The organism is Streptomyces sp. NPDC101166 (assembly GCF_044768125.1).
GTDB lineage: Bacteria > Actinomycetota > Actinomycetes > Streptomycetales > Streptomycetaceae > Streptomyces.
Genome location: NZ_JBIWPF010000011.1, coordinates 130,492 through 144,482, shown reverse-complemented (window position 1 = coordinate 144,482; position 13,991 = coordinate 130,492). Strand labels below are relative to the sequence as shown.

12 protein-coding genes and 1 pseudogene are annotated in these 13,991 nt (G+C 65.5%); all 13 read left to right on the top strand.

What is annotated here, in order from left to right; translation table 11 throughout:
- Nucleotides 1–207 precede the first annotated feature (207 nt).
- Nucleotides 208–1,023: pseudogene (locus ACIRS4_RS20705) on the top strand (IS5 family transposase).
- A gap of 174 nt (nt 1,024–1,197) precedes the next feature.
- Nucleotides 1,198–1,365 carry a hypothetical protein gene (locus ACIRS4_RS20700; protein WP_404197808.1) on the top strand — a complete coding sequence of 56 codons (168 nt, stop codon included), beginning with the start codon at nt 1,198–1,200 and terminating at the stop codon, nt 1,363–1,365.
- Nucleotides 1,366–1,568: 203 nt separating this feature from the next.
- On the top strand, nt 1,569–2,729 hold the full coding sequence (locus tag ACIRS4_RS20695; RefSeq protein ID WP_404197806.1) for an acetyl-CoA carboxylase biotin carboxylase subunit family protein: 1,161 nt from the start codon (nt 1,569–1,571) through the stop codon (nt 2,727–2,729).
- A gap of 130 nt (nt 2,730–2,859) precedes the next feature.
- Nucleotides 2,860–4,263, top strand: a complete 1,404-nt coding sequence (locus ACIRS4_RS20690; protein ID WP_404197803.1) for a diaminobutyrate--2-oxoglutarate transaminase family protein — start codon at nt 2,860–2,862, stop codon at nt 4,261–4,263.
- Complete coding sequence (locus tag ACIRS4_RS20685) at nt 4,260–5,480, top strand: hypothetical protein (protein WP_404197800.1); 1,221 nt, start codon at nt 4,260–4,262, stop codon at nt 5,478–5,480. The genes ACIRS4_RS20690 and ACIRS4_RS20685 overlap by 4 nt, the downstream gene beginning before the upstream one ends.
- The gene (locus tag ACIRS4_RS20680) at nt 5,470–6,645 is read left to right on the top strand and encodes an aspartate kinase (RefSeq protein ID WP_404197798.1); all 1,176 of its coding nucleotides are present in this window, start codon (nt 5,470–5,472) and stop codon (nt 6,643–6,645) included. The genes ACIRS4_RS20685 and ACIRS4_RS20680 overlap by 11 nt, the downstream gene beginning before the upstream one ends.
- 11 nt (nt 6,646–6,656) lie before the next feature.
- Nucleotides 6,657–7,727, top strand: a complete 1,071-nt coding sequence (locus ACIRS4_RS20675; protein ID WP_404197795.1) for an LLM class flavin-dependent oxidoreductase — start codon at nt 6,657–6,659, stop codon at nt 7,725–7,727.
- Between the two features lie 47 nt (nt 7,728–7,774).
- The gene (locus ACIRS4_RS20670; protein WP_404197792.1) at nt 7,775–9,016 is read left to right on the top strand and encodes an acetyl-CoA carboxylase biotin carboxylase subunit family protein; all 1,242 of its coding nucleotides are present in this window, start codon (nt 7,775–7,777) and stop codon (nt 9,014–9,016) included.
- Between the two features lie 11 nt (nt 9,017–9,027).
- Nucleotides 9,028–10,296 (top strand): MFS transporter, encoded by a 1,269-nt coding sequence (locus ACIRS4_RS20665; RefSeq protein WP_404197789.1) that lies wholly within the window; start codon nt 9,028–9,030, stop codon nt 10,294–10,296.
- 117 nt (nt 10,297–10,413) lie between these two features.
- Complete coding sequence (locus tag ACIRS4_RS20660) at nt 10,414–10,914, top strand: cobalamin-dependent protein (RefSeq protein WP_404197786.1); 501 nt, start codon at nt 10,414–10,416, stop codon at nt 10,912–10,914.
- A gap of 13 nt (nt 10,915–10,927) precedes the next feature.
- A complete protein-coding gene (locus tag ACIRS4_RS20655; protein WP_404197783.1) occupies nt 10,928–12,190 on the top strand; it encodes a methylaspartate mutase in 1,263 nt (420 codons plus the stop codon).
- Nucleotides 12,174–12,698: a flavin reductase family protein gene (locus ACIRS4_RS20650; RefSeq protein WP_404197780.1), complete on the top strand. Its 525-nt coding sequence runs from the start codon at nt 12,174–12,176 to the stop codon at nt 12,696–12,698. The genes ACIRS4_RS20655 and ACIRS4_RS20650 overlap by 17 nt, the downstream gene beginning before the upstream one ends.
- Complete coding sequence (locus ACIRS4_RS20645; RefSeq protein ID WP_404197778.1) at nt 12,695–13,885, top strand: ATP-grasp domain-containing protein; 1,191 nt, start codon at nt 12,695–12,697, stop codon at nt 13,883–13,885. The genes ACIRS4_RS20650 and ACIRS4_RS20645 overlap by 4 nt, the downstream gene beginning before the upstream one ends.
- The last annotated feature ends 106 nt before the right edge of the window (nt 13,886–13,991 follow it).

Sequence of the window (13,991 nt, the reverse complement as noted above, 5' to 3'; positions counted from 1 at the left end):
GCGAGCCGAGTACATGGAACCGGGGTTTCTGTGCGGACGGAAACCCCTTTCCCGAGCCTGCGACTGTCATCGATCCTCTATCGCCTATGCAGAACACCCAAGGTCAAAGGCCTGGTTTGGGGATCATAGGCCATTTGCCGCGCCGGTCAACAGCACTTTTGGAGGTTGTCTCACGTGGCGTCAGATTGATGGTGCATGATGCCGTCTGTGAGTGGGGATCTTTCGCGCCGTTTGGTGCCGGATGGGCTATGGGTGCGGGTGGCCCCGTTGCTGCCGGTGTTCGCTTCGCGTCCGCAGGGTGGGGGAACTGCTCCGGTGGATGAGCGGGCGGTGTTCACGGCGGTGGTGTACGTGCTGACCAGTGGGTGTTCGTGGCGGCATCTGCCGGACTCTTTCGGGGTGTCGCGGGCGACGGCGCATCGCCGGTTCACGGTCTGGACCGAGGCGGGGGTCTGGCGTCGGTTGCACCGGCAGGTTCTGGACGAACTCGGCGCCCGGGGCGAGATCGACTGGGCGTCGGTGATCGTGGACGCCGCGAGCATGCGGGCGAAAAAGGGACCACCCTGACCGGGCGGAATCCCGTCGACCGCGGCAAGAAGGCAGCAAGCTGCACGTCCTGTCCGACGCGCAGGGCGTCCCCCTCGTCGTAGGTGTCTCCGCTGCGAATGTCCACGAAACCCACGCCCTGCAACCCCTGATCCTCGGCCTGCCGGCGATACGCTCCCGGCGCGGACCCCGCCGCCGACGTTCGGCAAAACTCCGCGCCGACAAGGCGTACTTCTCCACAGCCTGCCTGGCCTGGCTCCGCGAGCGCGGCATCGTGCCACGCATCGCGCGGCCGGGCGTGGAGTCCAAGGAGCGACTGCGCAGGCACCGTTGAAAGTCGAGCGCTCGATCGCCCGGCTGTTCGGCCACCGCCGTCTGACCGTCCGCTACGAACAGCAGGGCGGACACTTCCTGGCCCTCCTCGCACTTGCGGCCGCGCTGACCTGCTACAAGATGTTCGCCGGAATCACCACGTGAGACATCCTCTCAAGACCGTCCACGCCGTCACGAGCCTGACCGCCGAACAGGCCACCGCGGTCCACCTCGCGAACTGATCCGCGGCCACTGGCACATCGAAGCCCTGCACCACGTAAGGGCACCGCCTTCGCCGAGGACGCCTCCCAGCTGCGGACCGGCAACGCACCGCGCGCGATGGCGACCTGGCGCGATCCGGCCATCGGCACCCTGAAACTCGCCGGCGTCACCGACATCGCCGCCGCCGTCCGCAGCAACGCCCGCGACGCCACCCGGCCCCTCGTCCTCCTCCTCGGCCGCGCACGATCACAAAACGGACGTCACGCGACTACGCCGAAGCCCTGAGTACCGGAGGGGGAACGTATCGGGAACCACCACTGACAACCTCGCCCCACCATGGTGACGACGCGCTAAGGAAGTCCATGTTCAGTTTGCAGCGTGCCCACGCTAACGGGGACCGGTACCTTCTGCTGCTCGGTGCCGATCTGATGTTGCGTGAGCGAGCCATCGTTTCCGCCCTGCGTGCTTATCCCGGCCCGGTGATTGGTATGACGGAGGATCCCGTTTCCGGTGCGAACCGGTATTTCGACCACATCCTCCCGGCCAGTAGCTACCAAGCCAAGCCCGCGCTGAAGGCAGTGGAGGAATTCGAGCGGCAGACCGGTCTGAAACCGGACGCGGTGGTCCCCATCTACGAGATGAACCTGCACGCCTCGGTGGCGATCGCCCACCACTACGGGTTGCCGGCGCTCTCCGACGAAGCGCTTCGGCGCTCGCGGGACAAGCACACGATGAAGGTGGCGTTCGAAGAAGCCGGTGTTCCCTGCGCCCGGCACCGGTTGTTCTCCACAGCTGAGGAGCTGCGAGCGATAGCCGCGGAGCTGGAGTTCCCCCTGGTGCTGAAGCCGAGGGACTTCGCCGGGAGCGTCGGGATCATCAGGGTCAACGCGGCTGACGAACTCGACGACGCCTTCGAGCACTGCCGTTCCTCGCTCATGGAGGTCGCCGGGATCTTCGATCTCACTGACGGACGCTTCCAGGTGGAGGAGTTCTTCGTCTCGACGCACGAGGTCTCTGTCGAGGTCATCAACTACGAGGGCAGCCGCGCGGTGCTGGCCGTCACCGACAAGAACAAGAGCGCACCCCCGTACTTCGCCGAGACCGGCCAGCTGGTGCCGAGCCGGGAGACCGGCAACGCCGCACTGCGCGAGCTCGCGCTCAAGGCATGCGAGGCGCTCCACATCGACCGCGGCATCGCCCACGTCGAGATCCTGGTCAACGGGGACGAGTTGAGCGTGGTCGAGGTCGGGGCCCGTCCTGGCGGCGACGGCATCATGGACCTTGTCGATCGGGTCTACGGCTTCAGCCCGTACGACCTGCACATCGCGGCGTACCGCCGGACGATCGAAGAGCTGCCGCCGATCCCCGACACGCCACAAGGGATCGCGGCGACCAGCTTCCTCAAGGCCGCCGGCGGCACGATCACCGGTGTACACCAGCCGCATGGGTTCGATCCGGTCGAGCGCGCGCTCTATGTGACGGCGAAGCCCGGCGACCACTCCCGCCCGCCGACCTCCTACCTGGGGCGCGAGGGCGTCATCGAGTGCTTCGAGCACGGGCGCGGTCCTGGTGACTCCCAAGAATTCCAGGCGCGGGTGGCGGAGCTGGCGGCGGCACACAGCCAGAACCTCTTCAACGTCGAACCGTGATAGCGGAAAGCAGAGCGGAACGGCTCATCGGGATTGCGCGCGACCCGCTCCACCTCGCATTCGTCGCCCCTCTCGACCAGGGCATCAAGCAGTCGAAACAGGCTCCTGAGTGGGGCGAAAGGAATTCGTCGTGAGTGCGTCCGTTGTCACGAGTATCCCGGGGCCCGCTTCGCGGCGGTTGCTGGAGCAGCAGGAGCGGGATGAGTCCTCGGCCCGTACCTATCCGCGACACACGCCGATCGCGGTCGCCGGCGGACAGGGTTCCTATCTGCACGACGTCGACGGAAACCAGTTTCTCGACTTTCTGACCGGGGCCGGCGTGCTTGCTCTCGGCCACGGCAATCCCGAACTGATCGCCGCCGCACGGGCTCAGCTGAATGTCGCTTCCCACATGCTCGACTTCCCCACCGAAGCGAAGTCGGAGTTCTCCACCCGGCTCCTCGGGATGCTGCCCGAGGCAATGCGGGACCGAATGAAGATTCACTTCTGCGGGCCGACCGGTGCGGACGGAATTGACGCTGCGCTGAAGCTCTGCAAGACCGCGACCGGGCGGGCGGATGTGATCTCGTTCCACGGCGGCTTTCACGGCAGCACGCAGAGCACGCTTGCGATCACCGGGCTGCGTGGCTCAAAGGAGCACCTGCACAATCTGCTGCCCGGTACGACGTTCTTCCCGTACTCGTACTGCTTCAAGTGCCCGCTGGCTCTGAACCCGGACAGCTGCCAGGTCAACTGCGTGCGCTACCTGGAGAATCTGCTGGCTGATCCGAACGGCGGTGTACGCCTCCCGGCCGCTGTGGTGCTCGAGATGGTTCAGGGCGAAGGCGGGGTGGTCCCGGCCCGACCCGAGTTCGTCACCGAGCTTCGCCGGATCACGCGCGAGCGGAACATCCCGCTGGTGGTCGACGAAGTGCAGACCGGCTGCGGACGGACAGGTACGTGGTACGCCTTCGAGCAGTACGGGATCGAACCCGACGTCATCGTCTCGTCCAAGGCCCTGGGCGGCGGCCACCCGGCTTCGGTCATCATCTACGACGAGCGGCTGGACGGCTGGGCGCCCGGCGCGCACACCGGAACCTTCCGCGGCAACCAGCTCGCCTTCGCTGCGGGTGCCGCCCTCATGCGGATCGTCGAGCGCGATGAGGTGCTGGCGCATGTGCTCGAGATCGGGGAGTTCCTCCGTGCGGGACTGGATGCGCTGCAGCTGAACCATGCCGTCGGCCCCATGATCGGCGAGGTCCGGGGGCGCGGGCTGATGCTCGGTGTCGAGCTGAACCCGGTCGGCAGCTGGACTGCGAGTGAAGTCGCCGGCCGGGTCCGGATGGCTGCGCTCCGCCGGGGGCTGCTCTTCGAACTCGCAGGACGGGACGACTGTGTCGCCCGGTTCCTGCCGCCCCTGAACCTCAGCCGCGGGGAAGCTCAGGAGGCCCTGAACATCCTGGGCGCGGCCTTCGCCGAAGTGAGCGCCGAAGCGCTCGGTGCCCACGTCGGCCGCCAAGACGGTAGTCACGAGCAGGAAGGGATCCGCGCATGACGGCAACATCCTCAGTACGTTCGGAAGAGATCAGAGCTTCCTATCAGCGCTTCCCCAGGTGGACGCAACACGGCTGGACGTGGATCACTGGTAAAGCGCTCCCCGGCCAGCAGCCACTGGTTCGCCTGAACCCTGTCACCTACCTGCTCTGCGACCTCGTCGCACTCGCGGCCGGTATCGGCAGTGCCTGGTGGATCGTCGCACGGGGTCCGCTGTGGACGCTCGTACTGCTGCCCTTGTCCTGGTGCATCACCGCGTCCGCGTCGAGAGTGTGCTCGACGGTGATCGCGCACCACGCCATCCACACCCGTTTCACCGGTCGGATACGGCAGGACCGACTGATCCATCAAGTGCTGTCCACGCTCGTATGCACCGACGACGCGGATCAGTACTACGAGGATCACATCAATCTCCACCATCGCAAGGAAACCTTCGCGACCCTCGCCGATCCCACCATCCAGCACCTGCTCATGCTCGGTTTCCGGCCCGGGATGTCCACCCGGGCGTTGAGGCGCCGGCTGGCCCTGATGATCGTGTCCCCGCGGTTTCATGCCGAGTTCCTGTACACCCGGCTGGCCCAGAACCTCGTCCGCTGTGCGCCGTACCGACGAGTCATGGGGTTCGCCTACCTGGCCGGCGTTCTCGGCGTGGTGACCTGGCAAGGGGTGTGGTGGGAGTTCACCGTCGCCGTGCTCGTCCCGATGGTCCCGATCTACCAGGTTGTCGCGCTGTTGGAGTTCCTCAGCGAGCACGCCTGGTTCAAGGCCAAGGACGGCAGCCTGAGCGGCCGGGCCTTCCATGTGTCGCATTCCTGGGGACGGTTCTGCGGTGATCCGCTGCCGCCGTCGGGCCTTGGCCGGTACGCCGCGTTCCGCGCCTGGTTCCGATGGGGTGCCCGCCTCGTCTGCTACCACATCCCGGCTCGAGTCCTCGTCGTACCCGGCGATCTCGCTCAGCATGACTTCCACCACCGGCGGCCCTCGACCAGAGAGTGGGTGCGCGCGGCATACGCCCGTCAGCACGACATCGACGCTGGACACCCCAAGTGGCCCGCGTACACCGACGTCTGGGGGATGGGCGATGCCATCGGCCGGGTGTTCACGATTCTGAGCCAGGAGAAGCCCACCGAATGGGGGCTCGGTGGCGAGAAGAGGCGCACGTCCGAGGGCGCGCAGGCAGCGAACTCGTCGTCGAGGATGGTGAACGATGCCGCGTGACTCCGAGCACCTGCGTGTCGTCAAGTTCGGTGGATCATCCTTCGTGGAGCTGGCGGACTACGCCCGGGTCGCTGCTCGTCTGATCGAGATGACCGACGATGGCGGCACCGGGGTGATCGCCGTGGTGAGCGGGATGTCCGGCTCCACCGGACGTCTGCTCGATGCGGCGTTGGCGGTTGATCCGGACCTGAAGCCGGAGGTGCAGGACCAGGCGCTGGCCACCGCCGAAATGCTGAGCGCCACTCTGCTCCGGGCCGCCCTGCACGCACAGGGGAGTACGGCAATCGATCTCTGGGCGCACCAGCTGGGCATTGTCGGTGATGACACCGCCACCCGATCGAAGATCGTCACGATCGATCCCGCGCCCGTGCTCAAAGCGCTGACCGAGCATCAGGTCGTCGTGCTGGCCGGTGGCCAGGCGGTACGGCCCGATGGTCGCATCACCATGCTCGGCCGCAACAGTTCGGACCTCACCGCGGTCGCCGTCGCCGGGGCACTCGGCGTCACCGAGTGTGAGATCTACTCCGATGTCCCCGGTGTGTACACCACCGACCCCTACACCGAACCCGCGGCTCGGCTGATGCCGGAGCTGTCCTATGCGCAGTGCGAAGCGATGTCGGACAGCGGGGCCAAGGTCCTGTTCGGCGGGTCGGTGGCGGCGGCCAGGCGGTACGGCGTTGCCATATCGTGCCGGTCCCTGGGCGACGACCGAGGAACCGTCGTGGGTCCAGGGGTGGGCACGACCGCGGTGGTCGGTGACCGGAAGGCCCAGGTCTTCCGGCTTGCTACCGGTGTCGATCCCGACCAGGTCGCCACGCTGATGCGGGAGACGGGATTCGTCGCCGTGGCAGTGCCCTCTGCCGGCCCCGTCCTGGCGTTCACAGGTGACCAGCGTGGTGTGGCCGAAGCCCTGGTCGGCGCCGGGGTGATGGCCGAGGCCGTGCACGGAACCGGGTTGATGTCGGTCGTCGAACCGGACGGCACCGCCCGGCGGTGGTTGGTCCCACTGGACGAGGTGGACGCCCATGTCCGGCGCGAACACGCCCGGCTGGATCAGCAGCCCGGTTCCACCGATCCGGCGCGCCTCGCACCGAAGGCCCGCTCGGCCAACAGCGGGCTGCTCATCGGTTCCGCCGGACACCAACCCGTAAGCCTTCCGGAATGAGGACAACGACAGTGGAACCGCTGCGCATGCATTGGGACGTACCGACTGACGGGGGCGGTCAGGCCAAGCCCACGGAAAAGTACAAGCTGGGCGCCCTGGACATGGGCGAGATCACCGACTTCGTCAAAGAGGCCGAGGAACTCGGCGTTGACAGCCTCCTGTTCGGGATCGGGCACTACCTGCCGGACCCCGTGCCGATCATCGCGGCCCTCACCCAGCAGACGGAGCGGGTCAAGTTCATGCTCGCGTACCGCCCGGGGCTCCTTTCGCCGACGCTCTTCACGCAGATCGTCAACACCCTTTCCTGGATGTCCGAAGACCGCCTCTCCCTCAATGTGGTCGCCGGGATCTCGGTGGCCGAGCAGGCCGGCTACGGTGATTTCCTGGACCACGACCAGCGGTACGCCAGATCGGGTGAGTTCCTCCACATCCTCCGGGAATTCTGGGAGGGCGAGGTCCCGCAGACCTTTGACGGGCACCACTACTCGATCAAGGACGCGGAACTGCATCTCGGCTACAAGGGCGGCAAGCGTCCGGAGATCTACATCAGCGGTGCCTCGGAGGTGGCGCAGCAGACCGCCCTCAGCTACGGCGATTGCTGGATGCGTTACGGCGACACCCCGGAAGGGATGCGGCAGGCAAGCCTGCCGTTGATCGAGGGGGGCTGCAGGGTCGGCACCCGGATGCATGTGCTCGCCCGGGAGACTCGCGAGGAGGCGCTGGCCGAACTCGCTGAGCTGATGGGCGATCCCGACGTCGAACACGAGGCGTGGATCCGCGAATTCGTCAAGAACGTCGACTCCGAAGCGGTGAAGTCTTCCTTCCGGCTCGCCGATCAGGCTTCCGGGAAGTGGCTCTCGCCCTACATCTACACCGGCGCCGTCCCCTATCGCGGAGGCCCGGCGCTGTGCTTGGTCGGTAGCTACGAAGAGGTGGCCGGCTACCTCTTCCAGTACAAGCTCGCCGGTATCAGCGAGTTCATCTTCTCCGGCTGGCCGACCCGGCCGGAAATGAGGACCTTCTTCACCCACGTGGTGCCCCTCATCCGTGAGCTGGAGCGTGACGCGCAGCCGCAGTCATGACTGCTCGCTCAAGCCCGCTGAACTCAACTCACTGAAAGAGGGATCCCATGCACATCGTGGTTCTCAACCGCTGGCCCAGGTTCTCCGAAGAACGGCGCTGGGACAACGAACTTGAGCGATTCGAGGATCTCGACCATGACCGGCACCAGATCAGCTATGTGGTCGACGCAGAAGGGGCTACCGGAGTCCTTGCCGATCGTTCGCACATCGCGGATTTCGTCGTTCTGGAAGATCTGACCGATCTCGCCGCGGTGTGTGCCGCCGTACGGGGAATAGCCGACCGCGTCGGACCGGTCGATCAGCTGGTGGCGTTGTCGGAGTATCTGCTGGAAGTGGCTGCCCAGGTCCGCGAGGAACTGGAGATCCCCGGTCCGCGCCCGGCGGAGGTCAGTACCTATCGAAACAAGCTGACCATGAAGCAGATCCTCGCCGACTCGGGTGTACGGGTGCCTCGGTTCGCCCCTTGCGTGGATGTGGAGACGACCACACGGATCGCCCGTGACATCGGCTATCCCCTGATCCTCAAACCAGTCGCCGGGGCGGCCAGCAAGGGCGTACACCGCGTGGCGGACGAAGCGTCGCTCCGGTCGTGGCTGGCGAGCGTCGACAGTGCCGACTACCAGATCGAAGAATTGATCGAGGGGACCGTCTACCACGTGGACGGATTCGCCGACCACGAGGCGCGGGTGCCCTTCCAGGTGGTGTCCCGCTACATCAACGACTGCCTTGCGTTCGAGACGTCGGGAGAACCACTCGGTTCGGTGGTTGTGCAGGAATCCGCGCTGAGGGAAAGACTCGAAGAGTTCGCCCGGGTCTGTGTCGCCGCGCTCGACATGAGGTCGATGGCGATTCACCTGGAACTCTTCGTGACCCAGGACGAAGAGATCGTCTTCCTGGAGATTGCCGGGCGTGTCGGCGGTGCCGAGGTGCCGCATCTCATCAACCGGCTCTTCGGCGTCAACTTGAGCTGGGTCTGGCTGCAGGCGATCTGCGGAGAGCCTGTTTCCCTCCCGGCCAAGACGTCGGACCCGTCCGGTGGCTGGCTGATCATTCCCAAGCCTGAGCAGCTTCCTGCCAAGGTGCTCCACCGGACCTCGATGCGGTCCTCGGTCCCGACGGTCTGGCGCGAACTCGTGCCCAGCCCGGGGGAGGTGCTGGACCCGGACGGCAGTTATGACTCCATCCACAGCGGGCGGTACATCCTCGTCGGGGACGAAGCACAAGTCGAAGCGGACATTCGGCACATCATTGAAAACTTCCGCATTGAGACCATTCTGCTTCCGGCGTGAAGGGGAGAGAGATGTCGTCGCCAGTAAAGACCGTCACGCCGATTCCGCCAGTGGCGAAGCGCGCCAACCGGCAACGCCCCCTCTTCCTGACCGGGGTCTTGCTGGGCGCTGTGGCAGAACAGGTCGTGCTCTTCGCCCTTCCCCTGCTCATCTTCCAGAAGACGAACGATGTTGCCCTCCTGGGCCTCGCCTATGCCATCGAATGGCTTCCGGCGTTGCTGGCGTATCCTTTCGCGGGCTTGATAGCCGACCGGGACGGGGGTCCCCGGCTGTTCTCGGTCGTCACCGCCGGCCGGTCGGTCGTTCTCATCCTCGCCCTGGCCGGCTGCCTGCTGCTGTCGGACTGGCAAACTCCGATCCTGATGTCCTGCGGAGCGCTCCTCGCCCTGCTCCTGGCGCCGGTTCACATGGCGATCGAGAAGGTCGTGCCACAAGTGGCCACGGGCAAAGACCTGCCGAAAACGCAGGGGCTGGTCCAGAGCATGGAAGTTTCGGCGATGGCCGTCGGCCCCGCGCTCGCGCTGCTGGGCGTGATGTTCTTTGACAAGATCATGCTCCTCGGCGTCGCCGCGGCAGTGTTCATGGCCGCTGCCTGCTGCTGGCTGCCGATACCCCGCGGACCGAGGGCCGCAAAGCCCGGCACCGCGAGGGAAACCATGGCCGAGCTCGGCCTGGGCTGGAAACTTCTGGCCAGGAGCAAGCCGTTGGTCCTGCTGGCCGGTCTGAACTTCTCGATCAACCTGGTCTTCGGCACGGCGCTCAGCGCCAATGCGGCGTTGGTGACCGACGTGTTCGACGGCCCGGAATCGGCATTCGCTCTCCTGAATGTCTCTATCGGCGTGGTCGGGTTGGTCAACCTGCTGGCCATCCCGTTCCTGCTGCGCTTCTTCGACGTCAGGGTGATCGGGGTGGTCGGACTCGCCATCCTGTGTGCCTGTCTGGTGGTGCTCGGCTTCGCGCCGTCGCTGCTGATCTACGGTCCGGCTTTCGTCGTGTCGATGGTCGGGGTGACCTACTTCAATGTCTACAACCGCACCCAGCGGATCAGGGTGATCGCGCCGGAGCATCTGGGCAAGGTCATGGGGCCGTTCTACATGATCAATCTCCTGGCGGCACCGCTCGGTGGACTGCTGCTGGCCGGCCTCGGCACCAGTCTCGGGCCGCAATCGCTTATCGCGATTTCCGCGATCGCGCTGAGTGGAGTTGCCGCCGTGCTGCTCCCGCTGACGATGCGTTCCTTCCATCGCGCATTGAACGGTCAGACAACGTCCAGCCGTTGACTGCAGCCATCGATCGGGATCTCCGCGGTCGCGCTTGATGGGGCCGGCTCTAATCTATTCGTTGCTGACGACGCGTTCGCTCAGTTTCGCACTTTCCACATAAGGGGGAGCCCGTCCGTGAGGATTGGGGAAGGCAGAGCCTTTCGCTGCCTGCTGACCACTGTCGAATCCGACTCCCATTTCTGGAACCTCATCTATCTGGAGAAGTTCATTGCTGAGAATGGCGGAGAGGTTCGCAATCTAGGCGGCTGCACGCCCGCGGATCTGGTCGTCAAGGAGGTCAACGACTTTCAGCCGGATCTGCTTGTGGTTTCCAGTATCAACGGTCATGGCTACTACGGCACCAGCGTCGTGCTGACGGAGCTCGGGCGAGCCGGCATCAACGTTCCTTGTGTCGCGGGCGGCAAACTCACCACTGCACCGTCAGACAATGATCGGGTGCGTCGGGAATTGCTCTCCCAGGGCTGCACCGACGTCTTCCTGGGTGAGAATGCCATCGATCGCTTCCGGGATTTCCTGGCTTTCGGTGTCCGTTACGGGTTCGCTGCCTGGCAGCCCAGCATGCCGGTGGTCGCGCCGTGGGACGGGCGCGTCGCCAGCCTGTCCGTGGCCCAATAGCATGTCCGGTTACATGGATCGGTTCATCGCCGACGCCCGCCGACGCGAAACCCTGGTGGTGCAGCCCCGGATGGGGTTCGGCAACATCGCTACGATGCGCGCGGGCCTGCGCGACGTACATGACCTCGATATCCCGGTCGTCGGAACCATCACCGTCGACAGTTATACCCGCGTCGGCGACCATGTGAGCTCGATCGAGCGGCTGAGGGCGGGGGAGGAACTCAACGGGTACCCCATCGTCTCCCACCCGATGGACAAAACCCGAGAAATGCTCGCCGGATTGTACGGGCCCGGGTTTCCCGTTCAAGTCCGGCACGGCACTGCCCTGCCGTTGCGGGTGATCGAGAGCTTGGTGCTCGCCGGCCTGGACACGACGGAAGGCGGGCCGGTCTCCTACTGCTTGCCGTACAGCCGTCTCCCGCTTGAGCATGCGGTCTCGGCGTGGGCCGAGAGTTGCCGCTACCTCGTCGGCGAGGTGGAGCACGGGCATATCGAGAGCTTCGGAGGGTGCCTGCTGGGGCAGTTGTGCCCGCCATCGCTGCTGATCGCCATGACGGTGCTCGAAGGACGGTTCTTCGCACAGCACGGAGTGCGGTCCATGTCGCTGAGCTACGCCCAGGGGACACACGACGATCAGGACAGAGCGGCTGTGCGCGTGCTGCGGGCATTGGCGCAGGAATATCTTCCTTCGGTCACGTGGCATGTCGTCCTGTACACCTACATGGGGCTGTTTCCGAGTACTCCTGATGGTGCCACGGAGCTGATTCGCAGCAGCGCGCGGCTGGCCCGTGATACGCACTGTGAACGCCTCATCGTGAAAACGGTGTCCGAGGCGTGGCAAATACCGAGCGTGGCAGAAAACCTGGACGCACTGCGGGTGGCATCCGCTGCCGCCGGTGGGCCGCCGGTAGCTGCCGGCCCGCAGGAAAAGGAATACTTCGATGAAATAATGGAAGAAGCCCGATGCTTGATTGAAGGAGTCCTCGATCTGGACGCCGATGTTGGCGCGGCCCTCACCCGTGCCTTCGCCTTGGGATTGCTCGACATTCCCTTTTGTCTGCACGCCGACAATCGGAACAGAACAACGTGTGTGCTGGACGATCAGGGTGCTCTCAAGTGGGGCGACATTGGGAATCTACCATTCCGGGGATCGGTGCGGCAGAATGCGATGGGGCAGCTCCGGTCGAGCGAGCTTTACCGTATGTTGAATCATGTCGCCCATCGCTATGACCACGGTCAGCCAAACAGAGAGAAGGGCGATGATGGAAAGTTCTGACCGCTTCAGGGAACTCTTCGGTTCCTTTCCCACCCCGGTCGCAATCGTGACTGCGATGGGTGCGGACAGCACCCCGTTCGGCTTCACCAGCAATGCGGTGTGCGCGGTGTCGGCAGCGACGCCATCGCTACTGATTTCGGTGGGTGCGGGCTCGCGGACGCTGCCGGCGCTCGTCGCCTCGCAGGCGTTCGCGGTGAACTTCCTTGCGGTGGAAGGCAAGGCGGCATCGGAGCTGTTCGCGAGCAAGGCAGCCGACAAGTTCGCGCACGTGGATTGGGAGCCCTCCGCTCTCGCGGCAGGGGCACCGCTCTTGACGGATATCGCCCTGAGCTACGCCGAGTGCCGGATCGTCAGCACCACGCGTGCTGACGACCATTGGCTCTTCACCGCCCGAGTGGAAGGCACCGCTGTCTTTCCCCGCGTCCCGCTGTTGTATCGCCGCGGCGAATACAGCGCCTGGTCATCTCACCGTGACGCGTCGCTGCCCGTGTTGGAGGGAGCCCTGTGAAGAAGCTCATGCTTATCGGGGTCGGCCAGATGGGTCGGCCGTACGTCGCCGCTGCAGGTCGACTCGGGGTGAGCGTCCATGCTGTCGAGGCGGCCTCCCGTGCCGATCAGGTGACGGGTACGGCGAGCGTGGCGCAGGCCCGGGGCGAGCTCGACGAGCACTGGATGGAGGGCGCCTGCCTCGCCCTTCAAGACGGCCCGTTCGACGGCGTCATCGCCTTCAACGAGCCCCAGGTCATCGTCGCGGCCATGATCCAGGATCGGTTCGGTCTCCCTGGGCCGTCCTTGCACGCCGCGACGGCTTCTCGGAACAAGGCGCTGCAAAGGGCGCTGTTCACCGCGGCCGGGATCGCTCAGCCGGCGTACATCGTGACCGACTCCCTCGCCGAGGAAATGACCTGGGCCGCCGAGCGCTGGCCGGTGATCGTCAAGCCGCTGTCCTCCGCCGGCAGCGACGGTGTGGAACTGGTGACCGATGCCGAGAGCTTCCGTGCCGTGGCGCAGGCCCGCGCCGGTGAGCGGGTCATCGTGGAGGAGGCGATCGACGGCCCGGAGTACAGCTGGGAGGCACTGGTCCGCGACGGCGAGGTGTGGTTCGCCAACGTCACCGCCAAGGAAACCACCGGACCGCCCCAGTTCGTCGAGGTGGGTCATCGCACTGGCGTACACCTGCCGGAACCGAGTGCCAGGCAGGTAGCCGATACCGGTGCCCGGGTGCTGCGCGCGTTGGGGATGCGGACCGGCTTGGTGCACATGGAGTTTCGCCTCTCCGCCGCTGGGCCGGTTCCCATCGAGGTTGCGGTCCGAACTCCAGGCGACTACCTGATGGATCTCCTTGGTGCCACGTACGGCATCGACTGGTACGAGATGGTGGTCCGGATGGCGGTGGGGATGCCGCTGCCCCAACCGCCAGTTGGCCCGTTCCGGCATGCCGCCAGCATCTTCACCATCTCGGAACCGGGTGTGGTGCAGGACATCTGCGGTCTGGACGCAGTGCGAAGTCACCCGTTGGTGCTCCAGGCGGGCGTGGAGGTCGAGCCCGGGGACACGGTCCTGGCGGTGCGGAGTTCGGGTCATCGGACGGGCGAGATCGTGCTGGCCGCTCCGTCTTCCCCCGAGCTCGAGAGTGCCATCACGTTCGTCCAGCAGACACTGGTCGTCACCACTGTTTCGCCGCGTTCCACGTAAACCAAGACCGCTGTGGAGAACGTGCCGATGTCCCCTCTCACGGTGCCGCCATGACAGCCGTACCCGGAGCCCCCGGGTTCCGCTGATCTTACGAGTGACCAGTTCG